Origin of the sequence: Pseudoalteromonas prydzensis (assembly GCF_001661495.1) — a bacterium.
GTDB lineage: Bacteria > Pseudomonadota > Gammaproteobacteria > Enterobacterales > Alteromonadaceae > Pseudoalteromonas > Pseudoalteromonas prydzensis.
In genome coordinates, this window is sequence record NZ_BDDT01000003.1 from 239,838 (window position 1) to 254,652 (window position 14,815).

General features: G+C 40.3%; 13 protein-coding genes. 9 read left to right on the forward strand and 4 right to left on the reverse strand.

The features are described 5' to 3' along the window. The first annotated feature begins 10 nt into the window (after positions 1-10). Positions 11-1,930, forward strand: a complete 1,920-nt coding sequence (uup, locus tag A7968_RS08415) for an ATP-binding cassette ATPase Uup (RefSeq protein WP_064666137.1) — start codon at positions 11-13, stop codon at positions 1,928-1,930. Between the two features lie 11 nt (positions 1,931-1,941). After that, positions 1,942-3,681, forward strand: a complete 1,740-nt coding sequence (locus tag A7968_RS08420; RefSeq protein ID WP_064666138.1) for a DUF3466 family protein — start codon at positions 1,942-1,944, stop codon at positions 3,679-3,681. Between the two features lie 84 nt (positions 3,682-3,765). Here A7968_RS08420 and A7968_RS08425 read toward each other — a convergent pair whose 3' ends face one another. Continuing rightward, positions 3,766-4,272 (reverse strand): DUF2062 domain-containing protein, encoded by a 507-nt coding sequence (locus tag A7968_RS08425; RefSeq protein ID WP_064666139.1) that lies wholly within the window; start codon positions 4,270-4,272, stop codon positions 3,766-3,768. On the opposite strand from A7968_RS08425, the gene A7968_RS08430 reads away from it, so the two are divergent. The 7 genes from A7968_RS08430 to tcdA are packed head-to-tail and all read left to right on the forward strand — an operon-like array spanning position 4,252 to position 11,724. Further along, the gene (locus A7968_RS08430; RefSeq protein WP_064666140.1) at positions 4,252-6,531 is read left to right on the forward strand and encodes a DNA internalization-related competence protein ComEC/Rec2; all 2,280 of its coding nucleotides are present in this window, start codon (positions 4,252-4,254) and stop codon (positions 6,529-6,531) included. The two genes, A7968_RS08425 and A7968_RS08430, sit on opposite strands and share 21 nt — an antisense overlap. A 58-nt stretch (positions 6,532-6,589) precedes the next feature. Then, the gene (gene msbA, locus A7968_RS08435; protein ID WP_064666141.1) at positions 6,590-8,338 is read left to right on the forward strand and encodes a lipid A export permease/ATP-binding protein MsbA; all 1,749 of its coding nucleotides are present in this window, start codon (positions 6,590-6,592) and stop codon (positions 8,336-8,338) included. Continuing rightward, complete coding sequence (gene lpxK, locus A7968_RS08440) at positions 8,331-9,311, forward strand: tetraacyldisaccharide 4'-kinase (protein WP_064666142.1); 981 nt, start codon at positions 8,331-8,333, stop codon at positions 9,309-9,311. Before msbA ends, lpxK begins: the two co-directional genes overlap by 8 nt. Continuing rightward, the gene (locus A7968_RS08445) at positions 9,301-9,498 is read left to right on the forward strand and encodes a Trm112 family protein (protein WP_064666143.1); all 198 of its coding nucleotides are present in this window, start codon (positions 9,301-9,303) and stop codon (positions 9,496-9,498) included. Before lpxK ends, A7968_RS08445 begins: the two co-directional genes overlap by 11 nt. After that, complete coding sequence (kdsB, locus tag A7968_RS08450) at positions 9,486-10,259, forward strand: 3-deoxy-manno-octulosonate cytidylyltransferase (RefSeq protein ID WP_064666144.1); 774 nt, start codon at positions 9,486-9,488, stop codon at positions 10,257-10,259. The genes A7968_RS08445 and kdsB overlap by 13 nt, the downstream gene beginning before the upstream one ends. Continuing rightward, complete coding sequence (locus tag A7968_RS08455) at positions 10,252-10,923, forward strand: TIGR01621 family pseudouridine synthase (RefSeq protein WP_064666145.1); 672 nt, start codon at positions 10,252-10,254, stop codon at positions 10,921-10,923. Before kdsB ends, A7968_RS08455 begins: the two co-directional genes overlap by 8 nt. Then, on the forward strand, positions 10,924-11,724 hold the full coding sequence (gene tcdA, locus A7968_RS08460; protein ID WP_064666146.1) for a tRNA cyclic N6-threonylcarbamoyladenosine(37) synthase TcdA: 801 nt from the start codon (positions 10,924-10,926) through the stop codon (positions 11,722-11,724). On the opposite strand, the gene A7968_RS08465 is transcribed toward tcdA, so the two are convergent. The 3 genes from A7968_RS08465 to A7968_RS08475 all read right to left on the reverse strand — a co-directional run bounded on the left by A7968_RS08465 (position 11,721) and on the right by A7968_RS08475 (position 14,777). Continuing rightward, on the reverse strand, positions 11,721-12,134 hold the full coding sequence (locus A7968_RS08465) for a SufE family protein (protein WP_064666147.1): 414 nt from the start codon (positions 12,132-12,134) through the stop codon (positions 11,721-11,723). The two genes, tcdA and A7968_RS08465, sit on opposite strands and share 4 nt — an antisense overlap. Before the next feature lie 13 nt (positions 12,135-12,147). Then, positions 12,148-13,362 (reverse strand): aminotransferase class V-fold PLP-dependent enzyme, encoded by a 1,215-nt coding sequence (locus tag A7968_RS08470; protein ID WP_064666148.1) that lies wholly within the window; start codon positions 13,360-13,362, stop codon positions 12,148-12,150. 128 nt (positions 13,363-13,490) lie between these two features. Next, entirely contained in the window at positions 13,491-14,777 is a 1,287-nt protein-coding gene (locus tag A7968_RS08475; RefSeq protein ID WP_064666149.1) for a citrate synthase, read from the reverse strand. Positions 14,778-14,815 lie beyond the last annotated feature (38 nt).

Below are 14,815 nucleotides of genomic sequence, written 5' to 3' on the forward strand. Positions count from 1 at the left end.
AACAGAGAATATGGATTTAATTAGAATTTCTAAAGCACAACTGGCGTATGGCACGCATCCGTTACTTGATAATGCCGATGCTGTTATTGAAACCGGTGAACGGGTGTGTGTGGTTGGCCGTAACGGTGCAGGTAAATCAACCTTATTAAAAGTACTCGATGGCCAAGTTATTTTAGATGATGGCGATATAAATCAGTTAGGCAGCATTAAAATATCGCGCCTTGAGCAAGATCCACCCAAAGGTGCCAGCGGCTCGGTATTTGATTATGTTGCTCAAGGTATGCCTGAAATAGCAAACTTACTTATTGATTATCATCATGTTAGTACACAGTTACAAACAGAGTGTACAGATCAGTTATTAAATAAATTAGAGCGCTTATCAAATCAGCTTGAAGCGGCAGATGGTTGGCGCTTTGATAGTCGTATTCAACTGGTGTTAACCCGTTTGGAGCTTTCTCCGGAAGCAAAACTTGAGTCACTGTCTGGTGGTTGGTTACGAAAAGTTGCCCTTGCCCGTGCGCTTGTTAGCGAGCCTGATTTATTACTACTTGATGAACCAACTAACCACCTAGACATGGAAAGTGTCATGTGGCTTGAGCAGTTTTTAAAAGAATTTAAAGGCGGCATTGTATTTATTTCTCATGACCGTGCATTTATCCGTGCTGTGGCTACCCGTATTTTAGATTTAGACCGTGGTAAGTTAATTTCATACCCAGGTGATTATGCTACTTATTTAGAGCAAAAAGCCCATGATTTAAAAGTTGAAGAAACACAAAATGCGTTATTTGATAAGCGTTTAGCTGAAGAAGAAGCATGGATACGTCAAGGTGTTAAAGCACGTAGAACACGTAATGAAGGTCGTGTACGTGAACTAAAACAGTTACGTAATGAACGTAAGCAACGTGTTGACCAAGTGGGTAAAACTGACTTCAATATAGAAACTGCCGATCGTTCTGGCAAATTAGTATTTGAAGCTAAGCACTTAAATCATGCATTTAATAAAGACAAAGTGATTGCTCAGGATTTCTCAACCATCGTTATGCGTGGTGATCGCATTGGTTTAGTGGGTCCAAATGGGATTGGTAAAACAACCTTATTGAAATTACTGTTTGGTGATATTGCAGCAGATGCTGGTGTTGTTAAACAAGGCGTTAACCTTGAATTTGCTTATTTTGATCAGTACCGTCAAAAGTTAGACGAAGAAGCGACAGTGCAAGATAACGTAGCAGAAGGTAAGCAAGAAGTGATGATGAATGGTCGTTCACGTCATGTGCTGGGTTATTTGCAAGACTTTTTATTCCCGCCTGCGAGAGCGCGTACACCAGTTAAAGCATTATCAGGTGGTGAAAAGAACCGTTTACTACTTGCAAAGCTATTCCTTAAACCGTCAAATATTTTAGTGCTGGATGAGCCAACTAATGATTTGGACATTGAGACACTAGAATTGTTAGAAGATATTATTAACCAATATCAAGGCACTGTGCTGATTGTTAGCCATGACCGAGAGTTTATTGATAATACTTGTACCAGTGTCTGGGCGTTTGAAGGAAATGGTGTGATCACCGATATTGTGGGTGGTTATAGTGACTACGAAGCGTATGTAAATTATTTGGCGCAAGAGCAAAAAAAACAGCTAAGCACACCCGCTAAAAAAGAAATTACAGTCGCCCCAACGCCAGTTGCTAAAACAGAGAATAAAGCGAATAAACTCTCTTACAAATTAAAACTTGAATTAGAACAATTACCCAGTAAGCTGGAGCAACTTGAACAAGCGCTAGAAGCGCAACAAGTTGTGGTTAATGATGCTGATTTCTTTAAACAAGATGCCAGTGTAACCAGCAAAGAATTGAACCATTTAGCACAACTTGAGTCTGACCTTGAAGCCGCTTTGGAGCGCTGGGAAGAACTTGAAGATTTAAAGAATCAGTAGTAAGGACTAAAATGAAATATAAATTACTCGCTGCTAGTATTTTAGCTACTATGAGTACATCGGCACTTAGCGCAACGTATCAGTTAACCGAGCTGAGTACATTGGATGGCGCTAAGCATAACTATGTTAAAGATGTCAGCGAAAGTGGCCATATTCTTGGTCTTGCTAACGGTATTTACAATTTACCTATTGATGTAAGTTATATCGATTTTACAGATAGCTTAATCGAAAGGGCCTACGATCAGCAAGAAGACTATTTCGAGTTAATTGATAAGCAAATTACCTTTACGCTAGATGATATTGAAAACAATAATGCAGCGGCTACCAATCCTGACGCGCACAGTTTTATGCTGAGTTTTCTAACAGCGCAAGCAACGAACCCTGAATATCAAAAACTGGCAAATATCATTGGTTACAATGTTTTAAATGGCGAAGCCCAAGAGCAAGTACTGTTTGACATTGCATCAGTAGATTATGATGGCTTAACGCGCTCGGTAAGTAATTTTTATAATGCAGTAGCAGAAGACGGCATTGCAGTCGGTTGGGGCAGTGCACCCTATGAGAAAACCGTTTTTACCCCAGATGGTGAAACTGAAGAAGAAACTCGTTTTGTTCGCGATTTTATTTCTCGGGGTATTATTGTCTCTCCTGATGGCTTAAGTGTTCCGCTAGTCCCCGAATTTGATGAATTCGGTGGATTAAGTATGGCCAATGATATTGTAAAAACAAATTCAGGTTATATTGTGGTAGGTCAAGTTTCAACGGGTATCCCAGCTGATCGACAAGAAAATATCGATGATAATTGCGATGGTGAAGACCAGCCCATATCTGTGTGTATTGAAGGTTTACAAAGAAGTACTTCATCGCGTTTATTTGATACCCGCGCTGTTAAATGGAGTTTAGACAGCAACTTAAATATTACCAATACTGAGTTATTAGGTTTAGGGTTAACACCCGAAGACGATGATAACTTTGCGTTTACAAGTAATGCACTTGCAGTGAATAGTAATGGTATTGTGGCCGGCTCTTCTGATATTCGTGATAACAATCGCTCTTCGACAATTCGTACTTTACCGGTTTATTATAAAGACGGTAAAATTGTTGAAATGCTTAACCAAGAAGATGATTGGACTGGTGGTAAAGCACTGGCAATTAGTAATAATGATGTGATTGTAGGTTACGGTATTAAGCGTATAGAAGGCGAAGACCGACTTAAGTTTTTCTACCATGATATAGCAAGCAATAGCAGTGTATTCCCAACGGATTTCTTTAATAGCTCAGCGTCAATCGCCAATGATATTAATGATAATGGTTATATCGTAGGTGAAGGTGAAACCGATGTATTTAATGTTGGCTCACGACGTCGTGAAGGCTTCTTATATAAGATTGGTGAAGACACAATCACTAACGTCAATGATTTATTACCGTGTTACGAAGCCGATGGTGAGACCCGTTATAAATACGTCGTCTCAGAAGCAAAAGTAATCAACAACAACAATGAAATCTTTGGTGTTGCGACCAAAACAGTTGAAAAAACGGATTCTTTAGGTGGTGTAGTACGAGATATTAACGGCGAAATCGAATACGAAAGTATCGCCGTACCAGTAAAATTAACGCCAATTGATGGCGAAGTTGAGAGCTGTACAGATCCTGAAACAGATACTTATGAACGTCAGTCAGCTAGTTTCCCTTGGTATACACTGTTATTATTACCATTAGTTGGTTTACGTCGCGCGTTTCGTAATAAGTAAACTAATTAATAAAATAAATAAAAAACCCTGCTTTACTCAGCAGGGTTTTTTTTGTCTATACTTTTACTAAATTAGGAACGATTGTTATTTGTGGCGATTTAACCAAGCTTTACGCACTGAGCGACGCCATAATAAATCAACACCAAAATAGCCAATGACAGAGGCAAGAGTCGCGCAGATCAGTGAGCCAACTAAAAATGCAGGGCCAATGGTGGTTAAGCTTTCGATAAACCATTGCCAACTCGGTTCAAAAGCAAAATGCTGCTCAGGCTGGCCAAGTGCAATAGTGCCAATTAGATAAGAGCAATAAAAAATTGGCGGCATGGTGAGTGGATTAGTGATCCATACAACGGCGACTGAAATAGGTAAATTAACTCTCAGCGGTATAGCCAGTGCTGCAGCAAGCACCATTTGAAAAGGAACAGGGATGAAAGCGAAAAATAAACCGACGGAGAAAGCTCCCCGTGCTGAGCGGCGATTTAAATGCCATAAATTGGCATCGTGGAGTAAACGACCAAAAATTTTTAAAGATTTATGATGTTTAACTTTATTGTGATCGGGTAAAAACCGTTGGATCGTTTTCTTAGCCATTTAAAGCAACCATTTACATCTGTTTGGTTAAGTGTTGGGTTTGTTGTTGGTTGTATTATAACCGTTTTTTATTATCAGACCCTTGTATTTACAGTTTTCGCTATATCTCTATTAATCGCGAGCGCTTATTTTAAGCCGTTTTACAGTGTATTGTTAGGTTTTATTTGTGGAATTTGCTGTGTTTGGTTCCATTTTTCTAGCTTCTATACAATTTCACCTGCTGTTTTGCATGAAAATCAACCACATTATAGCCACATCACTGTTGTTGAGATTATTTCTCAGCGCGATCATTATTATTTAAAAGTGCAGCTGAATAAGATTAACCAACAAAGCCAATCTATAATTAAACCGCCTTTGGCGTTGATCACCTTAAAAAGCGATCAACTACTTGAGGTTGGCGATGATATTTTAACTTGGCTGTATTTAAGTAAATATCGCAGCCAAAAAAACTATGCTGTGTTTGATAAAGAGCGTTATGCATTTAGTGAACGGATCTTTTATAAAGGCAAGCAAATTGGCAGTTATATTGAAATATCTAAAAGCAAAAACACGCATGTGATCAAGTCATATCGACAATTTATTAAAAATACTTATCAGAGCAGCGCCTTGAATTGGTTGTACTATCCGTTGTTAACAGGTGACCGCAGCATAATGAGTTATGATCAAAAGCAACAATTACAGCAATTTGGTATTAGCCACTTATTAGCAATCTCAGGACTACATATTGGTTTAATGTTTAGTATTGGTTTTTTTATAACGCGGGCTGTTTTAACTGGCCTCAACTTTGTAGTTAAACCACTAGGACAGCAGTTGAACTTATCGCTTATGTATAGCGTTGGCGGTTTCATACTGGCTTTTAGCTATGTGTATTTAAGTGGCTTTGTCGTGTCAGCAACTCGCGCATTGATCATGTTAGGCTGCTATTTACTTATTTACTACTACGCTAAACAAGCGCTCAGATGGCGCAGTATTTTGTTTGCATTGGTGTGTGTACTACTTATTGAGCCATTTAGTTTACTTAACCCTGGACTTTACTTTTCATTTACGGCGGTGGTCATCATTTTTTGGGTGTTCAGTGTGATAGCTATTGCCAAAGTTGGCGTTATGTCATTGATACAAACACTTGTTATCTTACAGGTAGCGCTGTTTATAGGCTTATTACCGTTATCTCTTTATTATTTTAATGGTATTAGTGTGATTGGTTTAGTGGTCAATTTAGTTGCGATCCCAATACTTGGTTTTATTATTATGCCAAGTTTGGTATTGCTGTCAGTATTGAGTTTATTGTTTGATGTTACTGTTTTAATCACTGTGTTTGATTATTTATTACAGCATGCGTATCAGAGTCTACTATTGGTACCTGGTGAGTATCGTTGGTTGGATACAACAAAATTTAGCATGCAATGGCTTATTAGTAGTTATATCGCAATTGGTATTATGTGTTTTTCATCGTGGCGAGTAATGGCGTGTTTACCAATTGCACTAACCTTTCTCGATCAATACTTACAGCCAAAACCGCTATGGCAACTAGATGTATTTGATGTAGGGCACGGCACTATGGTGTTGGTTAGCCGCCACGGTAAAGGCTTTATTTATGATTTAGGTCCTGTATATTTTAATACATTCACGCGGATCAACAGCACCTTAGTCCCGTATATAACCAGTATGGGGGTTGAAGTTGAACTAACGCTGATCAGTCATATGGATAACGATCATGCTGGCGGGCTGACAGATTGGTTACATCATGGTTATCGACATACTTTTCGCTTATTACAACCGAATGGGCCTGAGCACGGTTGTAAAGCAGGCCGCTATGATTTTTATGATTTAACGTTAACCGTAAGTGAGTCCGCAGAGGACTTAAAAACTGATAACGATAATTCCTGTGTGGTACACATTAGTGATGGCCATTTTAGTGTATTACTCCCCGGTGATATTTCAGCAAAAAGAGAAAGCCAATTAATAGCGCAGCAAAGCGTACTCAAAAGTACTGTGTTGCTCAGCCCGCACCATGGTAGTAATACGTCATCAAGTGATGCGTTTATTCGCGCTGTTGCTCCGGAGCTTGTTATTCATTCAACTGCTTATAAGGGGCAGTGGCAATTACCGCATCCACGGGTTATCACACGTTTTGCTGATCATAATGTAATGCAATACACCACGGCCGCACATGGTCAGGTAAATATTGCTTTTTATGCAGATCAATACACGATTAATCTTGCTCGTGATGATGAAAGTTATTGGTTTCTAAAAGATTGAGTTTAGTTTTGTGCTACTGGAGGCTACAATAGCCACAGACTATGAATAAGAGAGTGTTATGGATCAAACTACATCACAAATTTATAAGCGTTTATTGACGTATGTGGGTGATTATAAAAGCGTTGCTATTTTAGCAGTGGTCGGCATGATTGGTTACTCTGCGATGGATGCTTTATTTATCCAATTAATGAAACCATTTATTGATGAGGGCTTAAATCAGCGCAATGCTGATGTGCTAAAATATGCACCATTAGTCGTCATCGCATTAGTGATAGGCCGTGGTATTTTTAATTATATGTCGTCTTATTGCTTAAGTTATGTTGGCTCTCAAGTTGTGCGTTCATTGCGACAGCAATTGTTTGAACACATCCTACATTTACCCGTGTCATTTCATGATCAAAATTCAACGGGCGATTTGATCTCAAAAATTACTTTCGATACCGAACAAGTTCAACAAGCAATCACTAAAGCAATGCTAATCGTTGTGCGTGAAGGTGCTTTTGTGGTGTTTTTATTAGGAGTAATGTTTTATACCAGCTGGAAGTTGTCATTAATTTTCTTAGTTATCATTCCATTAGTGGCAGTGATTGTCTCTGTTGTTTCAAAACGATTTCGTAATATTTCTAAAAATATCCAATCAGCGATGGGACAAGTAACTCGCAGCTCAGAGCAGATGCTCAGTGGTCACAAAGTTATTCATGGTTTTGGTGGTCAACAACAAGAAATCACTCAGTTTGCGAAAATTAATAACCATAACCGTCAACAACGGATAAAAATGGATGCCACTAAAGCTATTAGTGTCTCTGTTATTCAAATTTTAGCGGCCAGTGCCATGGCGGTGATTTTGTGGGTGGTTGCTATGCCATCAATGATTGATACCATCAGTTCAGGTGATTTTGTGGTATTGATATCATCAATGATGATGCTATTACGCCCGCTTAAACAGCTTGCTAATGTTAACAGTGACTTACAACGCGGTATTTCAGCCGCACAGAGCGTGTTTTTAGTACTTGATGAAGAAGTTGAAAAAGATACAGGTACTGTGTCTGTTGACAAAGTGCAAGGGCACATCGAAGTAAAACACGTGACGTTTAGCTACCCTACTAAAGATGAAGCGGTATTAAAGGATTTATCACTAACCATTAAAGCGGGTGAGAGCATTGCCTTAGTGGGACGTTCAGGATCTGGTAAATCAACTATTTCGAACTTATTACCGCGCTATTATGACTTACACCCACCGAGTGAAATTTTGCTTGATGGTATTGCGCTCAGTGATTATAAGTTGACTGATTTACGTAAGCAATTTGCCTTGGTATCACAACAGGTTGTGCTTTTTAATGACACTATAGCTAACAATATAAGTTATGGCATTAGTCGAGAATTAAGCGAAGACGAGTTACTCAATGTTGCCAAGCAAGCACACGTTTGGGAGTTTGTTAAAGATTTACCCGATGGTTTAGATACCATGGTCGGTGAAAATGGGGTGATGCTATCAGGCGGCCAGCGCCAGCGTATTGCTATTGCACGGGCAATTCTCAAAGATGCGCCAATTTTGATTTTAGATGAAGCAACATCGGCATTGGATACTGAGTCTGAAAAACTGATACAGCAAGCGCTAGAAAATTTAATGCAAAATAAGACCTCGATTGTCATTGCGCACCGTTTATCGACGATTGAAAATAGTGATCGAATTTATGTCATTGATAACGGTCAGGTAATTGAAAGCGGCGACCATAAATCATTACTGGAAAAAGACGGTACCTATTCTGCTTTATGCAAAATGCAATTTGGTGAACAAGGTGAGTAAAATAGAACAAAGCTGGTATCAAGGTATCAGTTTACTCACTATTTTACTGCTGCCATTGAGTTTACTGTTTTGGTTGCTAAGCACGCTTCGCCGCGCGGCATATAAAATCGGCTTATTTAAAGCTTACATTAGCCCAGTACCTGTTATTGTGGTTGGTAATATTAGTGTTGGCGGTAATGGTAAAACACCTTTTGTGATCTGGCTGGTTAGTTACCTACAACAGCAAAACTTAAAAGTAGGGGTGATCAGTCGCGGTTATGGTGGTCATAGTGAATGTTATCCACTAAGCGTTACAGCAACGACCAGCCCGGCGAGTGCAGGTGATGAACCGGTGTTAATACAGCGTAGACTAGGATGTCCTGTAGTCGTTGGGCCAAACCGAGAAGCGAATATTAAGCAGTTACTTGCCGAGCACTCACTTGATGTCATAGTTTCTGATGATGGTATGCAACATTATAAAATGGCCAGAGCCATTGAGTGCTGCATTGTCGATAGTCAACGACGTTTCGGTAATGGTTTTATTATGCCAGCGGGGCCACTTCGAGAAACTCAGGCACGTTTAAAATCAGTTGATTTAGTGATTGAAAATGGCGGGGATAACCCTTTCAACTATCAACTGAAAAGTGCAGCGCTATTGACTGTTGCCAACGCAGTTACTGCGCAAACTCCTTTACTTGAAGGACATGCTGTTAGCGCAATAGGAAACCCACAACGTTTTGAGAATAGCCTACGAGAGCAGGGTATATCTCTATTAAGTTGCCATCATTATCGTGATCACTATGCTTACAGTGCTACAGATTTTGCACAATTTAATGATGAAATAGTGTTTATGACAGAAAAAGATGCGGTAAAATGCCAATCATTTGCAAAACCAACGTGGTATTTTTTACCTGTTGATGCAGAGCCCTCTGCAGCGGTGGTTACAAAATTAAATTTATTACTAAAAGAAAAAGGGATCCTCGATGGCCTTTGATACAAAGTTACTTGAAATAATTGCCTGTCCTGTATGTAAAGGCAAATTACGTTTAGACAAAGAAAATAATGAACTGATCAGCACGGCTGCAAAGCTTGCTTACCCAATTCGCGATGATATCCCAGTGCTACTTGAAAACGAAGCACGTGAGTTATCACAGCAAGAGATTGAAACGTGGAATTCGTAGTTGTAATTCCCGCGCGTTACGCGTCTAGCCGATTACCGGGTAAGCCATTAGCGGATATTTGTGGCAAACCGATGATCCAACACGTGTACGAAAAAGCAATGGCAGCGGGGGCAAGTAAAGTGGTTATTGCAACCGATCATCAAAAAGTGTTCGATGCGGTAAGTTTATTCACTAAAGATGTATTAATGACCAGTGAAGACCATCAGTCGGGCACTGAACGCCTTGCCCAAGTGATGGAGTTACTGGCATTAGCTGATGATACAATTGTTGTTAACGTACAAGGCGATGAGCCGTTGTTAGCTTCAGAAAATGTAGCGCAAGTTGCTGCATTGCTTGCAGATTCGTCTGCGCCAATGGCGACTTTAAGTGTTGCCATTGATGACATCGCAGAAGTACTCAACCCTAATGCTGTAAAAGTGGTTAGCGATATCAATAAAAATGCTTTGTATTTTTCTCGTGCTAGCATTCCTTTTGATCGCAGTAACATGATGGATGCCGCAAATAACCATCAGCTAAATACCGCGAACTACCAACGTCATGTGGGTATTTATGCTTATAGAGCAGGGTTTATTAAGCAATACATTAAATTAGCACCTTCGCCGCTTGAGCAACTAGAATCATTAGAGCAGTTACGCGTACTTTACCATGGTCATCAAATTAAAATTGAGCAAGCGCAGATTGCGCCTCATGCTGGGGTTGATACACCGGAAGATTTAGCGCGTGTCGTAAGTTACTTAGAAAGTAAAGCTGCGAGTGAATAAGCCCACATTAACTGTGCATGCTCAGCATGAAGATTTTTATATCTTAGAAAAGCCAGCAGGCCTAAATTTTCACAGCGAAGATGGCCCAGGTTTTGTGGTACTTGCTGAGCAACAGCTAAATGAAAAACTCTATGCGGTGCACCGCTTAGATAAAGTGACGTCTGGTTTGATTATCTTAGCGCGTAGCAGTGTTGCAGCCGCTGAGTTTACACGTTTATTCACAGCACATCAGGTTGATAAGTTTTATTTGGCTTTATCTGATAGTAAGCCAAAGAAAAAGCAAGGCTGGGTAAAAGGTGATATGGCTAAATCTCGCCGTAGTAGCTTCAAACTATTAAAAAGTCTTCAAAACCCGGCGATCACCCGTTTTTATTCGCTCAGTATTGCGGCTAACTTACGTGGCTTCATTTTAAAGCCCTATTCGGGGAAAACCCATCAATTACGGGTTGCTTTAAAAAGTTTAGCGGCGCCTATTTTAGGTGATTCACTTTATGGTGGAGGCTCTGCAGAACGTACCTATTTGCATGCCTATGCACTTAGCTTTGAGTGGCAAAATCAACAGCACCTGTATGTGTGTAAACCTGATTGTACAACACTGTTTGGACAATTAATTGAACACGAAAATTTTCACACATGGCAACAGCCATGGCAATTGGATTGGTAAATGACAGACTCGGTAACCGATATTCGTTTTGGTGGTATAAAACGCTTATATGGACAACAACAATTTGCATGGCTGCAAAATGCACACTTTTGTGTCATTGGCATCGGTGGTGTTGGCTCTTGGGCCGCCGAAGCATTAGCAAGAACGGGAGTAGGAAAGCTTACGCTTATTGACCTTGATGATATTTGTGCAACGAACGTTAATAGGCAAATTCATGCCCTAACCGGCACGGTGGGTGAAGCGAAAGTTGAGGCGATGAAAACTCGTTGCGAGCTTATCAATCCAACATGTGAAATAACGATCATCGACGATTTTATTACCCTGGATAATATTGCTGAACATATTCAAAATTTTGATTATGTGATTGATTGTATTGATGCAGTAAAAGAAAAAGCGGCATTAATAGCACATTGTAAACGCAATAAAATACCAGTGATCACCACCGGTGGCGCCGGTGGGCAAACCGATCCAAGCCAAATTACTTTTGGCGATGTGGCAAAATCTACCCAAGATCCTTTACTTGCGAAAGTGCGCTATATTCTGCGCAAACAGTACAATTTTAGTAGCAATCCCAAACGTAAATTTAATATCGACTGTGTGTATTCTACAGAGCAGCTGGTTTATCCTGGCTCAGATGGCAGTGTCTGTCATGCAAAACAAAATGCTGATGGTAGTATGAATATGGATTGTAATAATGGTTTTGGCTCAGTGACTATGATCACGGGCAGCTTTGGCTTTTTTGTAGCAGCTAAAGCGGTACGTAAATATTTAGACCGCTGCGCTCGGAACGTGAAAAGTTAGCTTTTTTGCTGGGCCATGGTTTGAATACGCTCAACCATGGCCTTGATACCATTACCGCGGGATGGGCTCAAATGCTGAATAAGTCCTAACCGTTGAAATTCTGCAAAGGCATTGGTGTTTATCACTTGCTCTGGTGTTAGACCATTATATAAGGCTAACACAATGGCTAGTAAGCCTTTTACGATACGGGTATCAGAGTCGCCAACAATGACCAAGGTATTCTCTTCTAGGTCAAAGTCCAAATACATCCACACTTTACTTTCACAGCCAGGAACAAGGGCGTCATCGGTTTTTAATACTTCAGGCATAGCTGGTAATTGTTTGCCTAACAGCATTATTTCTCGGTATTTTTGTTGCCAAGCAGACGCATTGTCTAAGGACTGTGCTATTTCTTTAAACGTTTTAATCATGTCTTATCCGAATTTAGTCTAATAACGCGATGCACTCTTGCAAGGCTGCGATGAATAAATCAACGTCTTGGTGGTTATTATAGAATGCGAAGCTAGCACGAACACTGCCATTAATTCCTAAATGCTGCATCAGTGGTTGTGCACAATGATGGCCACTGCGCACTGCGATGCCAAAACCATCCAACAAAGTGGCAATATCGTAAGGATGTTCATCCTTGTAATTAAAACTTAAGGTGCCAATATTGCTTTTTAGGTCGCTATAAATGGTGATCCCATCGATGGATTGCAGTTTTTTTGCGGCATAATTGAAAATTGCTTGTTCATGAGCATATACATTAGTCGTATCTAATGCTTTCAAATACTCAATTGCGTGGGCAAAAGCAATCACCGCAGCGATATTTGGTGTGCCAGATTCAAACTTTGCCGGTGCTTGACGAAAAATTGTTTCTGTTAAAGTTACGGATTCAATCATTTCTCCACCGGTTTGATACACACTAAGACTATTTAATTGCTCATAACGTCCATATAAACCGCCGAGACCCGTTGGACCGAGCATTTTATGCGCCGAAAAAACATAAAAATCGCAATCCAATTGTTGTAAATCAGGTTGTAAATGTAAAGCTGCCTGTGCGCCGTCAATAAGGGTAAGGGTATTTTGCTGTTTTGCTGCGTGTAAAATCGCTTCAAGTGGGGTGAGATTACCTAATGCGTTTGATGCATGGGTAATTGCAAGTACATTTGGCTTATGTAGCTCAATAAATTTAACACATTGCTGTGTATTAAAGCGGCCATCTTGCTGTAAAGGCAAAGCGAGCAGTGTTGCCCCAGTACGTTTTGCAAGTTGCTGCCAAGGCACAATATTAGCGTGATGTTCTAAGGGAGAAATAATAATAACAGAATTGCTATTTAGTTGTTCAGTTAGGCCGTTAGCAACAAGGTTTACAGCTTCGGTTGCTCCCTTGGTCCAGACTAACTCATTGATGGCAATATTAAAAAATTCAGCTACAGTGGCTCTTGCCTGCTCATAGGCATGGGTGGCTTGCTCACTGAGTGTATGGCGGCCACGATGTACATTGGCATTGTTACGGGCATAAAATTGCTCAGTCGCTGCGATCACTGATAGTGGTTTTTGTGTAGTTGCTGCTGAATCAAGGTAAACCAGCGGTTGTTCGTTGATAAGTTGCGCCAAAGCTGGGAAGTCTGCACGGATTTTTTCTATATCAAACATAACGTTTCAACTTCTAACATAACAAGCCAAATTTAAAATGAGCGAGAATTGTAATCACTTTATGATTTTTCTCAAGGGCTGGACACAAAAAAGGCCGCACATGCGGCCTTTTTAGCATTAAATAACGCTTAACGCTTGTCAGTTGCTACGTAGTCACGGTGAGTGTGACCAGTATAAAGCTGACGTGGACGGCTGATCTTATGACCAGGTTGAGAAAGCATCTCATCCCAGTGCGTGATCCAACCTACAGTACGCGCCATTGCGAAGATCACAGTGAACATGCTAGTCGGAATACCGATTGCTTTTAAGATAATACCTGAGTAGAAATCTACGTTAGGGTAAAGTTTCTTTTCAACAAAGTATGGGTCTTCAAGCGCAATTTGCTCAAGCTTCATCGCGATATCAAGCAATGGATCTTGAATGTTAAGTTCAGCTAACACTTCGTGACACGTTTGACGCATTACGGTTGCGCGTGGGTCGAAGTTTTTGTAAACACGGTGACCAAAGCCCATAAGACGGAACGGATCCGCTTTATCTTTTGCTTTAGCAACGTATTCATCAATGCGGTCAACTGAACCAATTTCTTCTAACATGTTTAAACATGCTTCGTTAGCGCCGCCGTGCGCAGGGCCCCATAGTGACGCGATACCCGCTGCAATACATGCATATGGGTTTGCACCTGAAGAACCAGCTAAACGTACAGTAGACGTTGATGCATTTTGTTCGTGATCAGCGTGTAGCATAAAGATTTTATCCATTGCTTTTGCTGTAACTGGGTTCACTTTGTATTCTTCGGCCGGAACAGAGAACATCATGTGTAAGAAGTTTTCTGCGTAGCTTAAATCATTACGTGGGTAAACAAATGGTTGACCTACGTTATATTTATATGCCATTGCTGCGATAGTTGGTAACTTAGCAACAAGTTTAATTGCACTGGTTTTACGCTGTGTTGCATCAGTGATATCAAGGTCTTCATGGTAAAAAGACGATAATGCACCTACTACACCACATAGCATTGCCATAGGGTGAGCGTCGAAACGGAAGCCTTGGAAAAAGTTTGCAATTTTTTCATCAAGCATAGTGTTATGCGTAACTTGTTGAGCAAAATCAGCATATTGTTCTTTCGTAGGTAATTCACCATTTAATAGTAAGTAGCATAACTCAACGTAATCTGAGTCTTCTGCCAACTGCTCAATTGGGTAACCGCGATGCAGTAAAATACCTTTGCCGCCATCAATGTAAGTGATTGAAGATTCGCAAGAGCCAGTCGACATAAAGCCTGGATCATAGGTAAAGTGTCCGTGAGCACCTAATGTACGTACGTCAATTACATCTTGACCTGCAGTACCTTGGTAAATTGGAAGTTCGATTGGATCTAGACCATCAATATGGACTGTGGCTTTCTTATCCGCCATCTATTTATCTCCTATTAAGATAACAACTCTGATTGTTA

Bases quoted from the DNA above. Each gene is read 5' to 3' on its own strand.
- uup (WP_064666137.1), top strand. From the start codon at position 11: ATGGATTTAATTAGAATTTCTAAAGCACAACTGGCGTATGGCACGCAT.
- A7968_RS08420 (WP_064666138.1), top strand. From the start codon at position 1,942: ATGAAATATAAATTACTCGCTGCTAGTATTTTAGCTACTATGAGTACA.
- A7968_RS08425 (WP_064666139.1), bottom strand. From the start codon at position 4,272: ATGGCTAAGAAAACGATCCAACGGTTTTTACCCGATCACAATAAAGTT.
- msbA (WP_064666141.1), top strand. From the start codon at position 6,590: ATGGATCAAACTACATCACAAATTTATAAGCGTTTATTGACGTATGTG.
- A7968_RS08445 (WP_064666143.1), top strand. From the start codon at position 9,301: ATGGCCTTTGATACAAAGTTACTTGAAATAATTGCCTGTCCTGTATGT.
- tcdA (WP_064666146.1), top strand. From the start codon at position 10,924: ATGACAGACTCGGTAACCGATATTCGTTTTGGTGGTATAAAACGCTTA.
- A7968_RS08465 (WP_064666147.1), bottom strand. From the start codon at position 12,134: ATGATTAAAACGTTTAAAGAAATAGCACAGTCCTTAGACAATGCGTCT.
- A7968_RS08470 (WP_064666148.1), bottom strand. From the start codon at position 13,362: ATGTTTGATATAGAAAAAATCCGTGCAGACTTCCCAGCTTTGGCGCAA.
- A7968_RS08475 (WP_064666149.1), bottom strand. From the start codon at position 14,777: ATGGCGGATAAGAAAGCCACAGTCCATATTGATGGTCTAGATCCAATC.